Raw genomic sequence first — 13,317 nt, 5'->3', positions numbered from 1 at the left:
CCCTTGCGGGCCGGGCACAAGGGCCGGACGGCCCAAGCGGAGCCTGCCGCGCACCGCGCAGCCTGGGAGTGCGGGGCTTTTCCGGCACCGTGCCGGGGCCCGGCCCGCGTTCCCGTCGTACGCGCCGGATCGCCGGTCCCGCAGCAGACCGAAACTGGGTGAACAGTGCGATGAAAGGCTTCGTCTTCCACGGTCCCGGTCAGGCCTCCTGGCAGGACGTCGCGGACCCCGGCATCAAGGAACCGACCGACGCGATCGTCAAGGTCGACGCGGTGACGATCTGCGGAACGGACCTGCACATCCTCAAGGGCGACGTGCCCGAGGTGCGTCCCGGCACGGTGCTGGGCCACGAGGCGGTCGGCGAGATCGTCGAGGTGGCCGGTGACGTGCGCACCGTACGTCCCGGCGACCGGGTGCTGGTCTCCTGCATCACCTCCTGCGGGCGGTGCCGGTTCTGCCGGGACGGCAGTTACGGCCAGTGCCGGGGCGGCGGAGGCTGGATCCTCGGCCACCTCGTCGACGGCACCCAGGCCGAGTACGTCCGTGTCCCCTGCGCCGACCTCTCCGTCCACCCGCTGCCCGCCGCCGTGCGCAGCGAGGACGCCGTGCTGCTCGCGGACATCTTCCCGACCGCCTACGAGGTCGGCGTCCTCAACGGACACGTGCGTCCGGGCGACACCGTCGCCATCGTCGGCGCCGGCCCCATCGGGCTCGCGGCCGTCGTCACGGCCCGGATGTTCTCCCCGCAGCGGATCATCGCCGTGGATCTGGCCCCGGCCAGGCTGGAGGCCGCTCACCGGCTCGGCGCCGACGCGGTCGCGGACGCCCACGAGGCTCCCGGAGAACTGGTCGCCGATCTGACGGACGGGCTCGGCGCGGACGTGGTCATCGAGGCGGTCGGCGTGCCGGAGAGCTTCGAGCTGTGCACCCGCATGGTCCGGCCCGGAGGCCGTGTCGCCAACGTCGGCGTGCACGGCAGGCCCGCCACGCTGCACCTCGAAGACCTGTGGATCAAGAACGTGACCATCACGACGGGCCTGGTGGACACCCACTCCACGCCGACCCTGCTGCGGATGGCCGCCGCCGGCCGGCTGCCCACCGGGCAGCTGGTCACCCACACCTTCCCGCTGGACCACATGGAAGAGGCCTACGACGTCTTCTCCAAGGCCGGCGAGACCGGTGCGCTGAAGGTGGTACTCGGCGAGAAACAGCACGCCGAAGTGGCCGTTCCCGCGGCCTGAACGACAAGGAGCGTGACGGCCATGACCGAACCGACGAGCGCACCCGCGCCGGCGGAGGCGCCACTGGGCGACCTGGGCCGCCGGCTGGCCGCCCAGCGGGCCCGACTCGGCCTGACGCGGCGGCAGACGGCCGCCCGAGCCGACATGGCCGTCGGCTACCTGCGGTACCTGGAGGAGCAGCCCGGCGCCGCGCCCCGCCCTGCCGTCCTGCACCGGCTGGCCCAGGTGCTGGAAACCACCGTCAACGAACTGACCGGTGGCGCCGCCGACGGCCCGCCCGGGCCCGGGCGCGCCGCGCGCGATCCCCACTTCACCGAGTTGACCGCTCTCGAGTGCCAGGTCCTGCTGGGGTCGCACGGAGTCGGGCGGCTGGCGGTGGCCACCAGTGCGGGGCCGGAGATCGTGCCGGTCAACTACAGCCTCGTGGACGGGGCGATCGTCTTCCGGACCGCGCCCGGCGCCACACCGGCCCTGGCGGACGGCCACCCGGTGGCCTTCGAGGTCGACCGGATCGACGACACGTTCAGCCGGGGGTGGAGCGTCGTGGTGCGGGGCATCGCCCGGGCGGTGACGGACCCCGAGCAGCGGCGCCGGTACGCCGGGAAGGCACACAGCGAGCCATGGGCGGGCGGCGACCGCGAGTTGTGGCTGCGGATCGAACCGGGCATGGTCACGGGACGCCGGATCACTGTGTGAGCCCACCGTGCGGGCGAGGCGCCCGGGAGCGCGTCAGTCAGTGGTTCCCCCCGGGCCGCCCGCCTCCGTGAGCAGGACACCGGTGACCAGCTCGGGGTGGATGCGCACCGCCTGATCCCTGCCCTCCATCGGCGCCCACGGCTGCAACAGCGCACGGACCCCCGCCAGTTCCAGCGGATCACTCACCGGCCGGGCGTATCCGGTGACGACGACGCTCCAGCCGAGGTGGGTGTCCGGATCGATGGCGTCGGCCTCGTACGCGACGACGACTCCCGTGCCGTCGGACTGCTGGGCGTGCGAGGCCAGAGCGGTGCCCTCGTGGGTCAGGATGACGATGTCACCGCGGTCCAGGACGTGGTTGACCGGGCGGACGGCGGGCAGGGCCTGCCGGGTGAAGACGATCCTTCCCAGTGACACGCTGCCCAGCAACCGCAGCGCCTCGGCGTGGTCGAGGTCGATGCGCCGGCGTGCGCGCACCTCACTGCCTGCCATGACGCGCCCTCCTTCCGCCGCAAGTCGGCCGTGTACGGACGAACCGGCCCCGCACTCCGCTCACGTGTCACCTGCCGTCACTCGTGTCGCGCCCCTGACGCCGGGCAGGCCGGCCGGGTCGCGGTCGCCGTCCTGGACGTCGTACACACGGCGGACCATGGGGCACCTCCTCGGCTGTGCGCACTCCGTACCCTCCCAGCCTGGGACGGAGCCACGCCCCGGGGCAGGTGCGGTCGGCCCCCAGGGGGTGGGCCGACCGGCCCTGTGCTGCCCTTCCCGCTGAGGATGATTACCGTGGGCCGTGACCGCGACCGTCCGGACTCGCGTACGAGGGGACATGGAGGAGCGTCGTGGCGGACCCGGAAGAGCCTCGTGTACGACTGCCGGAGCTGAAGCTCGACGAGCTGCTGGAGGAGCTGCAGGCCCGGATCGACGCGGCCCGTGGCACCCGGGACAGGGTGCACAGTCTGCTGGAGGCGGTGCTCTCCGTCGGCCGGGAACTGGAGCTCGAACACGCGCTGCGCTCCATCGTGGAGGCCGCCGCCGTACTGGTCGACGCGGAATACGCCGCCCTGGGGGTCATCGGTCCCGGCGGCACGACCCTGGCGGCCTTCCACACCGTCGGGGTCACCGAGGAGCAGATCGCCGAGATCGGTCCCTTCCCGGAGGGGCACGGCATCCTCGGCGAGGTCATCCGGCACCCGGAGCCGCTGCGGCTGGAGAAGATCTCCCAGCACCCGGCCTCGTACGGCTTCCCGGCCCACCACCCCCCGATGAACACCTTCGTCGGCGTCCCGATCAGGGTGCGTGGCCAGGTCTTCGGCAACCTCTATCTGACCGAGAAGCGTGGCGGTGTGCAGTTCGACGAGGAGGACGAGGCGGTGCTGTCCACGCTGGCCGTGGCGGCGGGCGTGGCGATCGACAACGCCCGCCTGTACGAGGAGTCCCGGCTGCGGGAGCGGTGGCTGCGGGCGAATGCCGAGATCACGCACTGCCTGATGTCCGGCAGCGAACGCGCCGAGGCCCTGAGGCTCATCGCGGAACGGGCCCGAGAGATCATGGGGTCGGCATCGGCGGCGGTGGCGCTGCCGGTGGGGGGCACCGACTCCCTCACGGTGGAGATCGCCGTGGGGGTGGACGCGCAGGTGCACCAGGGATTGGTGCTGCCCCTCCCGGGGACGCTGATGGGCCTCGCCTTCTCCGCTGCCGCTCCGGTCATCAGCGACGATGTGCATCAGGACCGGCGGATCTGCCCTGAGCCTCCGCGCTTCCACGGGCTCGGCCCCGCCGTGGCGGTCCCGATCGGCACCGGGGAGGGAGGCGTACGAGGCGCCGTGCTGGTGGCCCGCGCAGCCGGCGGGGCGGTGTTCTCGGGGCAGGAGGCCGAGATGCTGGGGGGATTCGCCGCACAGGCCGCCATAGCGATGGAACTGGCCGAGCGCCGCAAGGACGCCGAGCGGATCGCGGTGCTCCAGGACCGCGACCGGATCGCCCGGGACCTGCACGACCTGGCCATCCAGCGGCTCTTCGCCACCGGCATGACCCTGCAGAGCGCCGGCCGGTTCATCGAGCACCCGGAGGCCGCCGAACGCGTGCTGCGGGCCGTGGACGATCTGGACGAGACCATCCGCATCATCCGCTCTGCCATCTTCGGGCTGCGAGCGCGTGCGGGCACAGCCGACGCCGGCCTGCGAGCCCGCGTGGTGCGTATGGTCGGCGAGGAGAGCGCGGTGCTGGGATTCGCGCCCAGCGTGCGTATGGAAGGCCTCGTCGACACGGAGGTGCCGCAGGAGATCGCCGACCAGGTCGTGGCCGTCCTCTCCGAGGCTCTCACCGACATCGCCCGGCATGCTCGCGCCGACCGGGCACAGGTCGTCCTGACGACCGACGGCCGCGACGTCTCCCTGACGGTCTCGGACAACGGTGCGGGCATCCCGCCCGACGTCCGGCGCGGCGGTCTGCGCACGATGGCGGAACGGGCGGAACAGCTGGGAGGGCACCTCGATGTGTCCACCCCCGACGGCGGCGGGGCCCTGTTGCGCTGGCGAGTGCCGCTTCCCCGTGCATAGGAGTGGGAGCGGGTCGGGCCCGAGTGGCGGAAGTGGAGCGGGGGAGGCGGTGATCGGGGCGCCGGTGGTGAGCGCCGAACGTGGCGGGCATCGTGAGCGCCGACGGCGAAGGGCATCGTGAGCGCCGAGCGGAGCCCGCGGTGCGACGGCGCGAAGACGGACTCGGTGCGGCTCGGTCCGGAACGGCGGGCCTGCTCGGTCGTCGGGTTGGGCACGGGCTGTGCCGGACCGGATGCGCTGACGGCGTCACCCGGCCTCGGAGCCGGCGGCGGTGAGCCGGCAGTCCACGCCCACGATCCCCTCCACACCCCGGACCAGGCGCGCGGCCAGTGGAATCCGTGCGGCATCCGCGACGCGTCCCGTCAGGGTCGCGACACCGTCGCTGACGATGATGTGCACGGGTTCGACCGGGGCCGGGAAGAGGACGTCGACGATGTCACGCCGGATCTCGTCCGCCAGGTCGTTGTCCGGCCGCAGGAACACCTTCAGCAGGTCGCCGCGACTGACCACCCCTTCGAGGACGCCCTCGTCGTTCACCACGGGCAGTCGTTTGACGTTCCGCAAGGCCATGATCCGTGCCGCCTCGGCGAGCGTGGTGTCCCCGTGGACGGTGACCGCCGGGGTGCTCATCAGGTCCTCGGCGGACACCGCCCCGGCCTTCGCCAGGTCGGACAGCCGGCGCAGCTGGGTGAACCGGTCCGGGTCGCTGTCCCGGAACTCCTCCTTGGGCAGCAGATCGGCCTCGGAGACCACCCCGACCACCCGCCCGTCGTCCTCCAGCACGGGCAGGGCGCTGACCTTCCACTCCACCATCCGTTCGACGACGTCCTTGAACAGGGCGCTGCGGCCCACGGCGACGACGGCCCGGGTCATCACGTCGCCCACCCGGTGGGGGCTGCTGCCCGTGCCGTCCTCCCCAGGCCGTTCGGCCGGACGGATCGGCCGCGCGGTCACCACCGGTCACCGCTGCCGTAGGGGGCGTACAGGTCGAGCAGCCGGACCCGGGTGGCGTGCAGCCGTTCGGCGACCACACGTCCCACCCACACGGCTATGGCCCGTCCGAAGGCGGGGTCCGCGGCGCACGCCGCCCGCACGGTCTCGGCGTCGAACTCGGAGGCCCGCACCGGGGTCATCGCCTCGGCGCCCAGCTGCCAGAGGTAGGGCGGGAAGTGCCAGGACCAGCCGACGAGTTCGCCGTGCCCGAGTGACTCGACGACGGCCGAGCGGCGGCCGGGCACATGCAGATCGAGGGCGACGGTTCCGGTCCGGACGATCCAGAAGCGGTCGGCGTGCCGGCCCTCCTCGAACAAGCGGGTCCCGGCCTCGAAGGAGACGTCCCGGGCCAGGCTCATCAGCCGTTCGCGGTGCACGGGCTCCAGCGCCGTGCTCATGGTGGTTGCGGAGGTCATCGCACCGGCTCCCTTCCTGGGCTGTCGTTCCCAGCGTGCGCGCCCTCGGCAGCCGGCGCCACGGGCCACCCGGACCCGACGGGTGGGCCCTTCGGCTCATGCCTCCCCGTGGGGCACTCCACCGAGGAGGCGGGCCGACGGCCGGACCGGGCGACGCGCGGCTCCCCGCCGGTGCGGCTCGGCGGGCGGAATGATCCGGGCGGGCCTGGGCAGGGATGCTTCACAGACCGTGTGGCGACAAGAGGTGGCGTCCAGTGGCTGTGGTCCTGCCCGCGGACCGGGGCGACCCCGGGCTGTTCACCCCCGCGTCCGTGACCTGGCAGATGCACGGCGACCCCATGATGTGGGTCGCCGGCATCCGCGCGCTCTACCTCCAGGCCCTGCATCCGCGCGCGGTCCGCGGCGTCACGCAGAACTCCGACTTCCGGCAGGACGCCTGGGGCCGGCTGATGCGCACCGCGAACTTCGTCGGTACGACGACCTACGGCACGACCGAGGCCGCCGAACGGGCCGGCGCCCGTGTGCGGAAGATCCACAGCATGCTCACCGCGACCGACCCCGGCACCGGTGAGCGGTACGGCGTCGACGAGCCCGAGCTGCTGCTGTGGGTGCACTGTGCGGAGATCGACTCCTATCTGCACGTCCTGCGCCGCTCCGGCTTCCCGCTCACCGACGCCCAGGCCGACCGGTACATAGCCGAACACCGGGTCAGCGCCCGGCTGGTGGGGCTCGATCCGGAGGCCGTACCGGCCGGCCGGGCGGAGCTGGCCGCGTACTTCGACAGGGTTCGCCCGCAGCTGGCCGCCGGATCCGAGGCGCACGAGGTGGACGACTTCCTGCTCCGCCCGCCGGTGCACCCCCTCCTCGTCCCGGCGCGCGGCCTGCTGTGGCGGCGGGTGGCGCTGCTGGCGTACGCCGCGCTGCCGCCGTACGCCCACGAGCTGTACGGCAGACCGGCTCCCGGGCCCGACGCCGTCACCCGCCGGCTGCGCGCCACCGGCGCCCTGCTGCGCCGCGTTCCGGAGCGGCTGCGCTGGCAGCTGCCGCCGAAGCACATCCTGCGCGCCATGGCGCGCCTGGGCCCGGACGCGCGTCCGGCACCGGCGAGACCACGCCCCTGACCGGCCTCTGGCCGTCGTGGATCAGCGCGTGCTACGAAGGACCATGTCCGCGAACGAGACACCCCGCGCGTACGACGCCGTCATCGTCGGCGCCGGCCACAACGGCCTGGTCGCCGCCGCCTACCTGGCCCGGGCCGGCCGCTCCGTGCTCGTGCTGGAACGGCTGGACCACACCGGCGGCGCGGCCGTCTCCACCCGCCCGTTCGCCGGGATCGACGCCCGGCTGTCCCGCTACTCCTACCTGGTCAGCCTGCTGCCCGGGAAGATCGTGCGCGACCTCGGGCTGGACTTCCGCGTCCGCGCCCGCACCATCTCCTCGTACACCCCCGTGGAGCGGGCGGGACGGCCCACGGGCCTCCTCGTCGGCGGGGGCGAGCAGCGCACCCGGGAGGCGTTCGCCCGGCTGACCGGCAGCGACCGCGAGTACGAGGCCTGGCAGCGTTTCTACGGCATGACGAGCCATGTCGCCCAGCGCGTCTTCCCGACCCTCACCGAACCGCTGCCCACCCGCGACGCACTGCGCCGCCGCATCGACGACGACACCGCCTGGCGGGCCCTGTTCGAGCAGCCGGTCGGCGTGGCCGTCGAGGAGACCTTCGCCGACGACCTGGTGCGGGGCATCGTCCTCACCGACGCGCTCATCGGCACCTTCGCCGACGCCCACGACCCCTCCCTCGTCCAGAACCGCTGCTTCCTCTACCACGTCATCGGCGGTGGAACCGGCGCCTGGGACGTGCCCGTCGGCGGCATGGGCGCCCTCACCGACGCGCTGGCCGCGGCGGCGCGCACGGCAGGGGCGCGCATCGCCACCGGGCACGAGGCGGTCCGGATCGACACCGACGGGCACACCGCCGAGGTCGCCTACCGCACCGCCGACGGCGAGGGCGTCGCCGTCGCCCGGCACGTCCTGGTGAACGCCTCCCCGCACGAACTGGCCGCCCTCACCGGCGATGCGGCGCCCGAACCCGCCGAGGGCGCCCAGCTCAAGGTCAACATGCTGCTCCAGCGGCTGCCCCGGCTGCGCGACCCCGACGCCGACCCACGGGAGGCGTTCGCCGGCACCTTCCACATCGCCGAGGGCTACACGCAACTGGCCACCGCCCACGCCCAGGCCGCCGCCGGCGAACTCCCGACCGCGCCGCCGTCCGAGATCTACTGCCACTCCCTGACCGACCCCACCATCCTCGGCGCCGATCTCGCCGAGCGCGGCTACCACACACTCACCCTGTTCGGCCTGCACACCCCGGCCCGGCTCTTCGACCGGGACAACGACGCCGTACGCGAGGAACTGCTCCGGTCCACCCTCGCCCAGCTCGACGCCCACCTCGCCGAACCCCTCGCCGACTGCCTGGCCACCGACGCCGACGGCCGTCCCTGCATCGAGGCGAAGACCCCGCTCGACCTCGAACGGGACCTGCGGCTGCCCGGCGGGAACATCTTCCACCGGGCCCTGTCCTGGCCCTACGCCCAGGAGGACAGCGGGCGTTGGGGCGTGGAGACGCGGCACGCGAACGTCCTGCTGTGCGGGGCGGGCGCGGTGCGCGGAGGCGGGGTGAGCGGAGTGCCGGGGCACAACGCGGCGATGGCGGTGCTGGAGCGGCACTGACCGGGCCCCGGCTCCCGGCCGCCGCGGTGGGCCGAGCGCAACCGACTCCCGTACCGGCCGCCTCAGTCGGCCGAGACCTGCCAGCCCGCCGGCGTGATCCGGGCCGCGTCCGCCGGGCGTGCCCCGTCGAACAGCACCGCCCCGCCCGCCTCGACCCGCAGCGCGTCGACGTACACGCCCCGGCCGACGTACAGCCGGTCGGTGGTGTACCGCCAGCGCAGCGCCAGCCGGGGGTCGGCCGGCAGGGCGGCGGTCACCCGGTGCCAGACCCGGCCCGACCACCCGGTGGCCGTGCCCGCCGGATGGTCCTCGGGGTCCCTTCCTCGCCGGGTGGTGAAGGGCACCGGCTGCCAGGTGGCGCCGCCGTCCGTCGTGGACTCCAGAGCCACCGTGTCGGCACGGGGCTCGGTGTCCCACCACAGGGCGCAGCGCAGGCGGGCCGGGGCGGCGGAGGTGTCCAGCGCGGGCAGGGTGAGGGTCGCGGCCGTGGCGTTGGCCATGCCCGAGAACCAGGCTGTACGGCCGCGCGCCGGGCGGACCGGCACCGCGCGGGCGAGCCGGTTGCCGGCGGCGACCCGGGGTGCGGAACCGGACCGCCAGGTGCGCACCGGGTGCACGGAGTTGCCGAGGACCACCAGGAACGAGTCGGTCGTGGGATCGAGCACGAGTGAGGTGCCGGTGAAGCCGGTGTGGCCGGCCGTGCGCGGGGTGGCCATCGCCCCCATGTACCAGTGCTGGTACAGCTCGAAGCCGAGCCCGTGCTCGTCGCCGGGGAAAGACGTGTTGAAGTCGGTGAACATCAGCTCCACCGACTCCGGCCGCAGGATGCGCGCCCGGCCGTAGCGGCCGCCGTTGAGCAGCGTCCGGCCGAGCACCGCGAGGTCCCACGCGCTCGCGAAGACGCCCGCGTGCCCGGCCGCACCGCCCAGGCTGTAGGCGTTCTCGTCGTGCACCTCGCCCCACACCAGCCCCCGGTCCAGCCCGGACCACGGTCTGCGCGCGTCCTCGGTGGCCGCGATCCGCGGCCGCCAGGAGGCGGGCGGGTTGTAGCGGGTGCTGTCCAGGCCGAGCGGACCGGTGATCTCCTCGCGCAGCAGCGCCTCCAGGGCGCGGCCGGTGATCCGCTCCAGGACGAGCTGCAGGGAGATCAGGTTCAGATCGGAGTAGAGGTAGGCCGTGCCCGGCGGGTGGAGGGGCGCCTGGTTCCAGATGAGCTGGAGCTTCTCCTCGTACGTGGGCGCGTCGTACAGCGGGATCCAGGCACGGAAACCCGAGGTGTGCGTCAGGAGCTGGCGCACCGTCATGTCCTGCTTGCCCGCGCGCCCGAAATCGGGAAGGTAGGAGGCGACCTTGCCCTCCAGCTCCAGCGCGCCCCGCTCGATCTGCTGGACGGCGAGGATCGAGGTGAACAGCTTCGAGACGGAGGCCAGGTCGAACACGGTGTCCCGGGTCATGGGGAGCTGTCGTTCGGGCGGCAGTTCGATGCCGGTGTCGGTCTTCTCGTCGTAACCGGCGTAGCGCACCGCCATGCCGATCGGCTCGTGCAGCGCCACGGTGCCGCCGCGCCCGGCGAGCAGGACGGCGCCCGCGTACCAGGGGTGCCGGGGGGAGGGGGCGAGGAACGCCTCGGCGTCGGTGACGAGTTGCCGCAGGTGCGCGGGGAGCAGTCCGGCGCGTTCCGGCGAGCCGTGGCGCAGGGTGGGGTGGCGGCCGGCGCTGGGTGCGGCGGCGGCCGGGCCCGCCGGGAGCGCGCCGAGGGCCAGCGCGCCGCCCGCGGCCAAGGACCCCATGACGAGCCGCCGGCGGCTCGGCCCGTCCGCTCGTCCGCCTGCCACGTCGTCCGTCATGCTGCGGCCTCCCGCCTGAAAGTATCTTTCCGGGCCTGCCCTGCATCGTGAAACTTTCCTGTCAGGTGGTGAGTGTGTCAACGGGGCGCGAGGCCTTCCGAAGAATCTGACGGAGCATCAGAAAAGGTCTTCCGTCGTCCGGCCCGCTGCGGCATCCTGCGCCCATGCAGACGGAGCTGAGCAGGAAACTGGGCATCGAGCACGCCGTCTTCGGCTTCACGCCGTTCCCGGCCGTCGCCGCGGCCATCAGCCGGGCCGGCGGCTTCGGCGTGCTCGGCGCGGTCCGTTACACCGCCCCCGGCGACCTCAAACGCGATCTCGACTGGCTCGACGCACACGCCGGCGGCCGGCCCTACGGGCTGGACGTGGTCATGCCCGCCAGGAAGGTCGAAGGCGTCACCGAGGCGGACGTCGAGGCGATGATCCCCGAGGAGCACCGGCGGTTCGTGCGGGACACCCTCGCCGCGCACGGGGTCCCGGAACTGGCCGAGGGCGAGACCTCCGGGTGGCGCATCACCGGCTGGATGGAACAGGTCGCCCGCACCCAGCTCGACGTCGCCTTCGACTACCCGATCCGGCTGCTGGCCAACGCCCTCGGTTCCCCGCCCGCCGACGTCGTCACGCGCGCCCACGACCGGGACGTCCTCGTCGCCGCCCTCGCCGGCAGCGCCCGCCACGCCCGCAAGCACCAGGAGGCCGGCATCGACGTCGTCGTGGCCCAGGGCTACGAAGCCGGCGGCCACACCGGCGAGATCGCCACCATGGTGCTCACCCCCGAGATCGTGGACGCCGTCGACCCACTGCCCGTCCTGGCCGCAGGCGGCATCGGCAGCGGCCGGCAGGTGGCGGCCGCGCTCGCTCTCGGCGCCCAAGGTGTATGGCTGGGCTCCATATGGCTGACCACCACAGAAGCGGATCTCCACTCGCCCGCCCTCACCCGCAAGCTGCTCGCCGCCGGCTCCGGGGACACCGTCCGCTCCCGCGCCCTGACCGGGAAGCCCGCCCGCCAGCTCCGTACCGCGTGGACCGACGCCTGGGACGACCCGACCGGCCCCGGCACCCTCCCCATGCCGCTGCAGGGACTGCTCGTCGCCGAGGCCGTCTCCCGCATCCAGAAGTACGAGGTCGAGCCGCTGCTCGGCACCCCCGTCGGGCAGATCGTCGGCCGGATGACCGCCGAACGCGGCGTCCAGGAGGTCTTCGACGACCTCACCCGCGGCTTCGAGAAGGCCGTGGACCGCATCAACCGCATCGCCGGAAGGAGCGGCCAGTCGTGAGCGCGCCCGCGAACACACCCCCCGCCGGTTTCTGGGCCCAGGCCGCCCAGGACCCCGGCCGAACGGTCCTGATCGCACCGGACGGCGAGGAGTGGACGGCCGGACGGCTGCACGCCGCCGCCAACCGCCTCGTCCACGGCCTGCGCGCCGCCGGCCTCGGGCGCGGGGACGCCTTCGCGGTCGTCCTGCCCAATGGCGCCGAGTTCGTCACCGCCTACCTCGCCGCCAGCCAGGCCGGCCTCTACCTCGTTCCGGTCAACCACCACTTCGTGGGCCCGGAGATCGCCTGGATCGTCGCCGACTCCGGCGCCAAGGTGCTCGTCACCCACGAACGGTTCGCCGGGCCGGCCCGCGCGGCGGCCGACGAGGCCGGGCTGCCGGCGAGCCACCGGTACGCCGTCGGCACGGCCGAGGGCTTCCGGCCGTACGCCGAACTCCTCGACGGCCAACCCGAGTCACCGCCCGAGGACCGGGAGCTGGGCTGGGTCATGAACTACACCTCGGGCACGACCGGCCGCCCGCGCGGCATCCGCCGCCCGCTGCCCGGCAAGCGCCCCGAGGAGGCCTACCTCGGCGGCTTCCTCGGCATTTTCGGCATCAAGCCGTACGACGACAACGTGCACCTCGTCTGCTCGCCGCTGTACCACACCGCCGTGCTCCAGTTCGCGGGCGCCTCCCTGCACATCGGGCACCGCCTGGTGCTGATGGACAAGTGGACGCCCGAGGACATGCTCCGTGTCATCGACGCACACAAGTGCACACACACCCATATGGTCCCCACCCAGTTCCACCGGCTGCTCGCGCTGCCGGAGGAGACACGGCGGTCGTACGACGTCTCGTCCATGCGGCACGCCATCCACGGGGCCGCGCCCTGCCCCGACCATGTGAAACGCGCGATGATCGACTGGTGGGGCGACTGTGTGGAGGAGTACTACGCCGCCAGCGAGGGCGGCGGCGCCTTCGCCACCGCCGAGGACTGGCTGAAGAAGCCCGGCACCGTCGGCAAGGCCTGGCCCATCAGCGAACTCGCGGTCTTCGACGAGGACGGCAGGCGGCTGCCACCCGGTGAACTCGGTACCGTCTACATGAAGATGAACACCGGCGGCTTCTCGTACCACAAGGACGAGGCCAAGACGCGGAAGAACCGCATCGGCGACTTCTTCACCGTCGGCGACCTCGGCTACCTGGACGAGGACGGCTACCTCTTCCTCCGCGACCGCAAGATCGACATGATCATCTCCGGCGGGGTGAACATCTACCCGGCCGAGATCGAGTCCGTCCTGCTCGCCCATCCCGCCGTCGCCGACGCCGCCGTCTTCGGCATCCCGCACGAAGACTGGGGCGAAGAGGTCAAGGCCGTCGTCGAACCGGCGCCCGGCCGGGAGCCCGGCCCCGAACTGGCCGCCGCGCTCCTGGACCACTGCGCCGGGCGGCTCGCCGGCTACAAACGGCCCAGGAGCGTCGACTTCATCACCGAGATGCCCCGCGACCCCAACGGCAAGCTCTACAAGCGGCGCCTGCGGGACCCGTACTGGGAGGGACGTACACGTCCGGTGTGA

At 73.2% G+C, this 13,317-nt stretch carries 11 protein-coding genes; 7 read left to right on the top strand and 4 right to left on the bottom strand.

Annotated features, from left to right (window positions below; translation table 11 throughout):
* The first annotated feature begins 170 nt into the window (after positions 1-170).
* Positions 171-1,241: a zinc-dependent alcohol dehydrogenase family protein gene (locus tag S1361_RS03640; RefSeq protein ID WP_208030402.1), complete on the top strand. Its 1,071-nt coding sequence runs from the start codon at positions 171-173 to the stop codon at positions 1,239-1,241.
* Positions 1,242-1,262: 21 nt separating this feature from the next.
* Positions 1,263-1,937 (top strand): helix-turn-helix domain-containing protein, encoded by a 675-nt coding sequence (locus S1361_RS03635; RefSeq protein ID WP_208030401.1) that lies wholly within the window; start codon positions 1,263-1,265, stop codon positions 1,935-1,937.
* A gap of 33 nt (positions 1,938-1,970) precedes the next feature.
* Here S1361_RS03635 and S1361_RS03630 read toward each other — a convergent pair whose 3' ends face one another.
* Entirely contained in the window at positions 1,971-2,429 is a 459-nt protein-coding gene (locus S1361_RS03630) for a pyridoxamine 5'-phosphate oxidase family protein (protein ID WP_208030400.1), read from the bottom strand.
* 350 nt (positions 2,430-2,779) lie between these two features.
* Between S1361_RS03630 and S1361_RS03625 the strand changes: the two genes are divergently transcribed.
* On the top strand, positions 2,780-4,498 hold the full coding sequence (locus S1361_RS03625) for a sensor histidine kinase (protein ID WP_208030399.1): 1,719 nt from the start codon (positions 2,780-2,782) through the stop codon (positions 4,496-4,498).
* Between the two features lie 246 nt (positions 4,499-4,744).
* Here the strand turns inward: S1361_RS03625 and S1361_RS03620 are convergent, their stop codons facing one another.
* On the bottom strand, positions 4,745-5,371 hold the full coding sequence (locus S1361_RS03620) for a CBS domain-containing protein (RefSeq protein WP_208036425.1): 627 nt from the start codon (positions 5,369-5,371) through the stop codon (positions 4,745-4,747).
* Positions 5,372-5,448: 77 nt separating this feature from the next.
* Positions 5,449-5,907: a Crp/Fnr family transcriptional regulator gene (locus S1361_RS03615; protein WP_208030398.1), complete on the bottom strand. Its 459-nt coding sequence runs from the start codon at positions 5,905-5,907 to the stop codon at positions 5,449-5,451.
* Between the two features lie 323 nt (positions 5,908-6,230).
* Here S1361_RS03615 and S1361_RS03610 point away from each other — a divergent pair, with 323 nt between their 5' ends.
* Together S1361_RS03610 and S1361_RS03605 are read left to right on the top strand one after the other, a co-directional pair.
* Positions 6,231-7,028, top strand: a complete 798-nt coding sequence (locus tag S1361_RS03610) for an oxygenase MpaB family protein (RefSeq protein ID WP_243769491.1) — start codon at positions 6,231-6,233, stop codon at positions 7,026-7,028.
* A gap of 43 nt (positions 7,029-7,071) precedes the next feature.
* A complete protein-coding gene (locus S1361_RS03605) occupies positions 7,072-8,634 on the top strand; it encodes a phytoene desaturase family protein (RefSeq protein ID WP_208030396.1) in 1,563 nt (520 codons plus the stop codon).
* Positions 8,635-8,696: 62 nt separating this feature from the next.
* Here the strand turns inward: S1361_RS03605 and S1361_RS03600 are convergent, their stop codons facing one another.
* A complete protein-coding gene (locus S1361_RS03600; RefSeq protein ID WP_208030395.1) occupies positions 8,697-10,481 on the bottom strand; it encodes a serine hydrolase domain-containing protein in 1,785 nt (594 codons plus the stop codon).
* A gap of 164 nt (positions 10,482-10,645) precedes the next feature.
* On the opposite strand from S1361_RS03600, the gene S1361_RS03595 reads away from it, so the two are divergent.
* Entirely contained in the window at positions 10,646-11,758 is a 1,113-nt protein-coding gene (locus S1361_RS03595) for a nitronate monooxygenase (RefSeq protein ID WP_208030394.1), read from the top strand.
* On the top strand, positions 11,755-13,317 hold the full coding sequence (locus S1361_RS03590; protein ID WP_208030393.1) for an acyl-CoA synthetase: 1,563 nt from the start codon (positions 11,755-11,757) through the stop codon (positions 13,315-13,317). The genes S1361_RS03595 and S1361_RS03590 overlap by 4 nt, the downstream gene beginning before the upstream one ends.

Origin of the sequence: Streptomyces cyanogenus (assembly GCF_017526105.1) — a bacterium.
Taxonomy (GTDB): domain Bacteria; phylum Actinomycetota; class Actinomycetes; order Streptomycetales; family Streptomycetaceae; genus Streptomyces; species Streptomyces cyanogenus.
The sequence above is the reverse complement of the archived record's forward strand: the minus strand, read 5'-3'. Positions and strand labels throughout refer to the sequence as shown.

Bases quoted from the DNA above. Each gene is read 5' to 3' on its own strand.
- S1361_RS03640 (WP_208030402.1), top strand. From the start codon at position 171: ATGAAAGGCTTCGTCTTCCACGGTCCCGGTCAGGCCTCCTGGCAGGAC.
- S1361_RS03635 (WP_208030401.1), top strand. From the start codon at position 1,263: ATGACCGAACCGACGAGCGCACCCGCGCCGGCGGAGGCGCCACTGGGC.
- S1361_RS03630 (WP_208030400.1), bottom strand. From the start codon at position 2,429: ATGGCAGGCAGTGAGGTGCGCGCACGCCGGCGCATCGACCTCGACCAC.
- S1361_RS03620 (WP_208036425.1), bottom strand. From the start codon at position 5,371: ATGACCCGGGCCGTCGTCGCCGTGGGCCGCAGCGCCCTGTTCAAGGAC.
- S1361_RS03615 (WP_208030398.1), bottom strand. From the start codon at position 5,907: ATGACCTCCGCAACCACCATGAGCACGGCGCTGGAGCCCGTGCACCGC.
- S1361_RS03610 (WP_243769491.1), top strand. From the start codon at position 6,231: ATGCACGGCGACCCCATGATGTGGGTCGCCGGCATCCGCGCGCTCTAC.
- S1361_RS03605 (WP_208030396.1), top strand. From the start codon at position 7,072: ATGTCCGCGAACGAGACACCCCGCGCGTACGACGCCGTCATCGTCGGC.
- S1361_RS03600 (WP_208030395.1), bottom strand. From the start codon at position 10,481: ATGACGGACGACGTGGCAGGCGGACGAGCGGACGGGCCGAGCCGCCGG.
- S1361_RS03595 (WP_208030394.1), top strand. From the start codon at position 10,646: ATGCAGACGGAGCTGAGCAGGAAACTGGGCATCGAGCACGCCGTCTTC.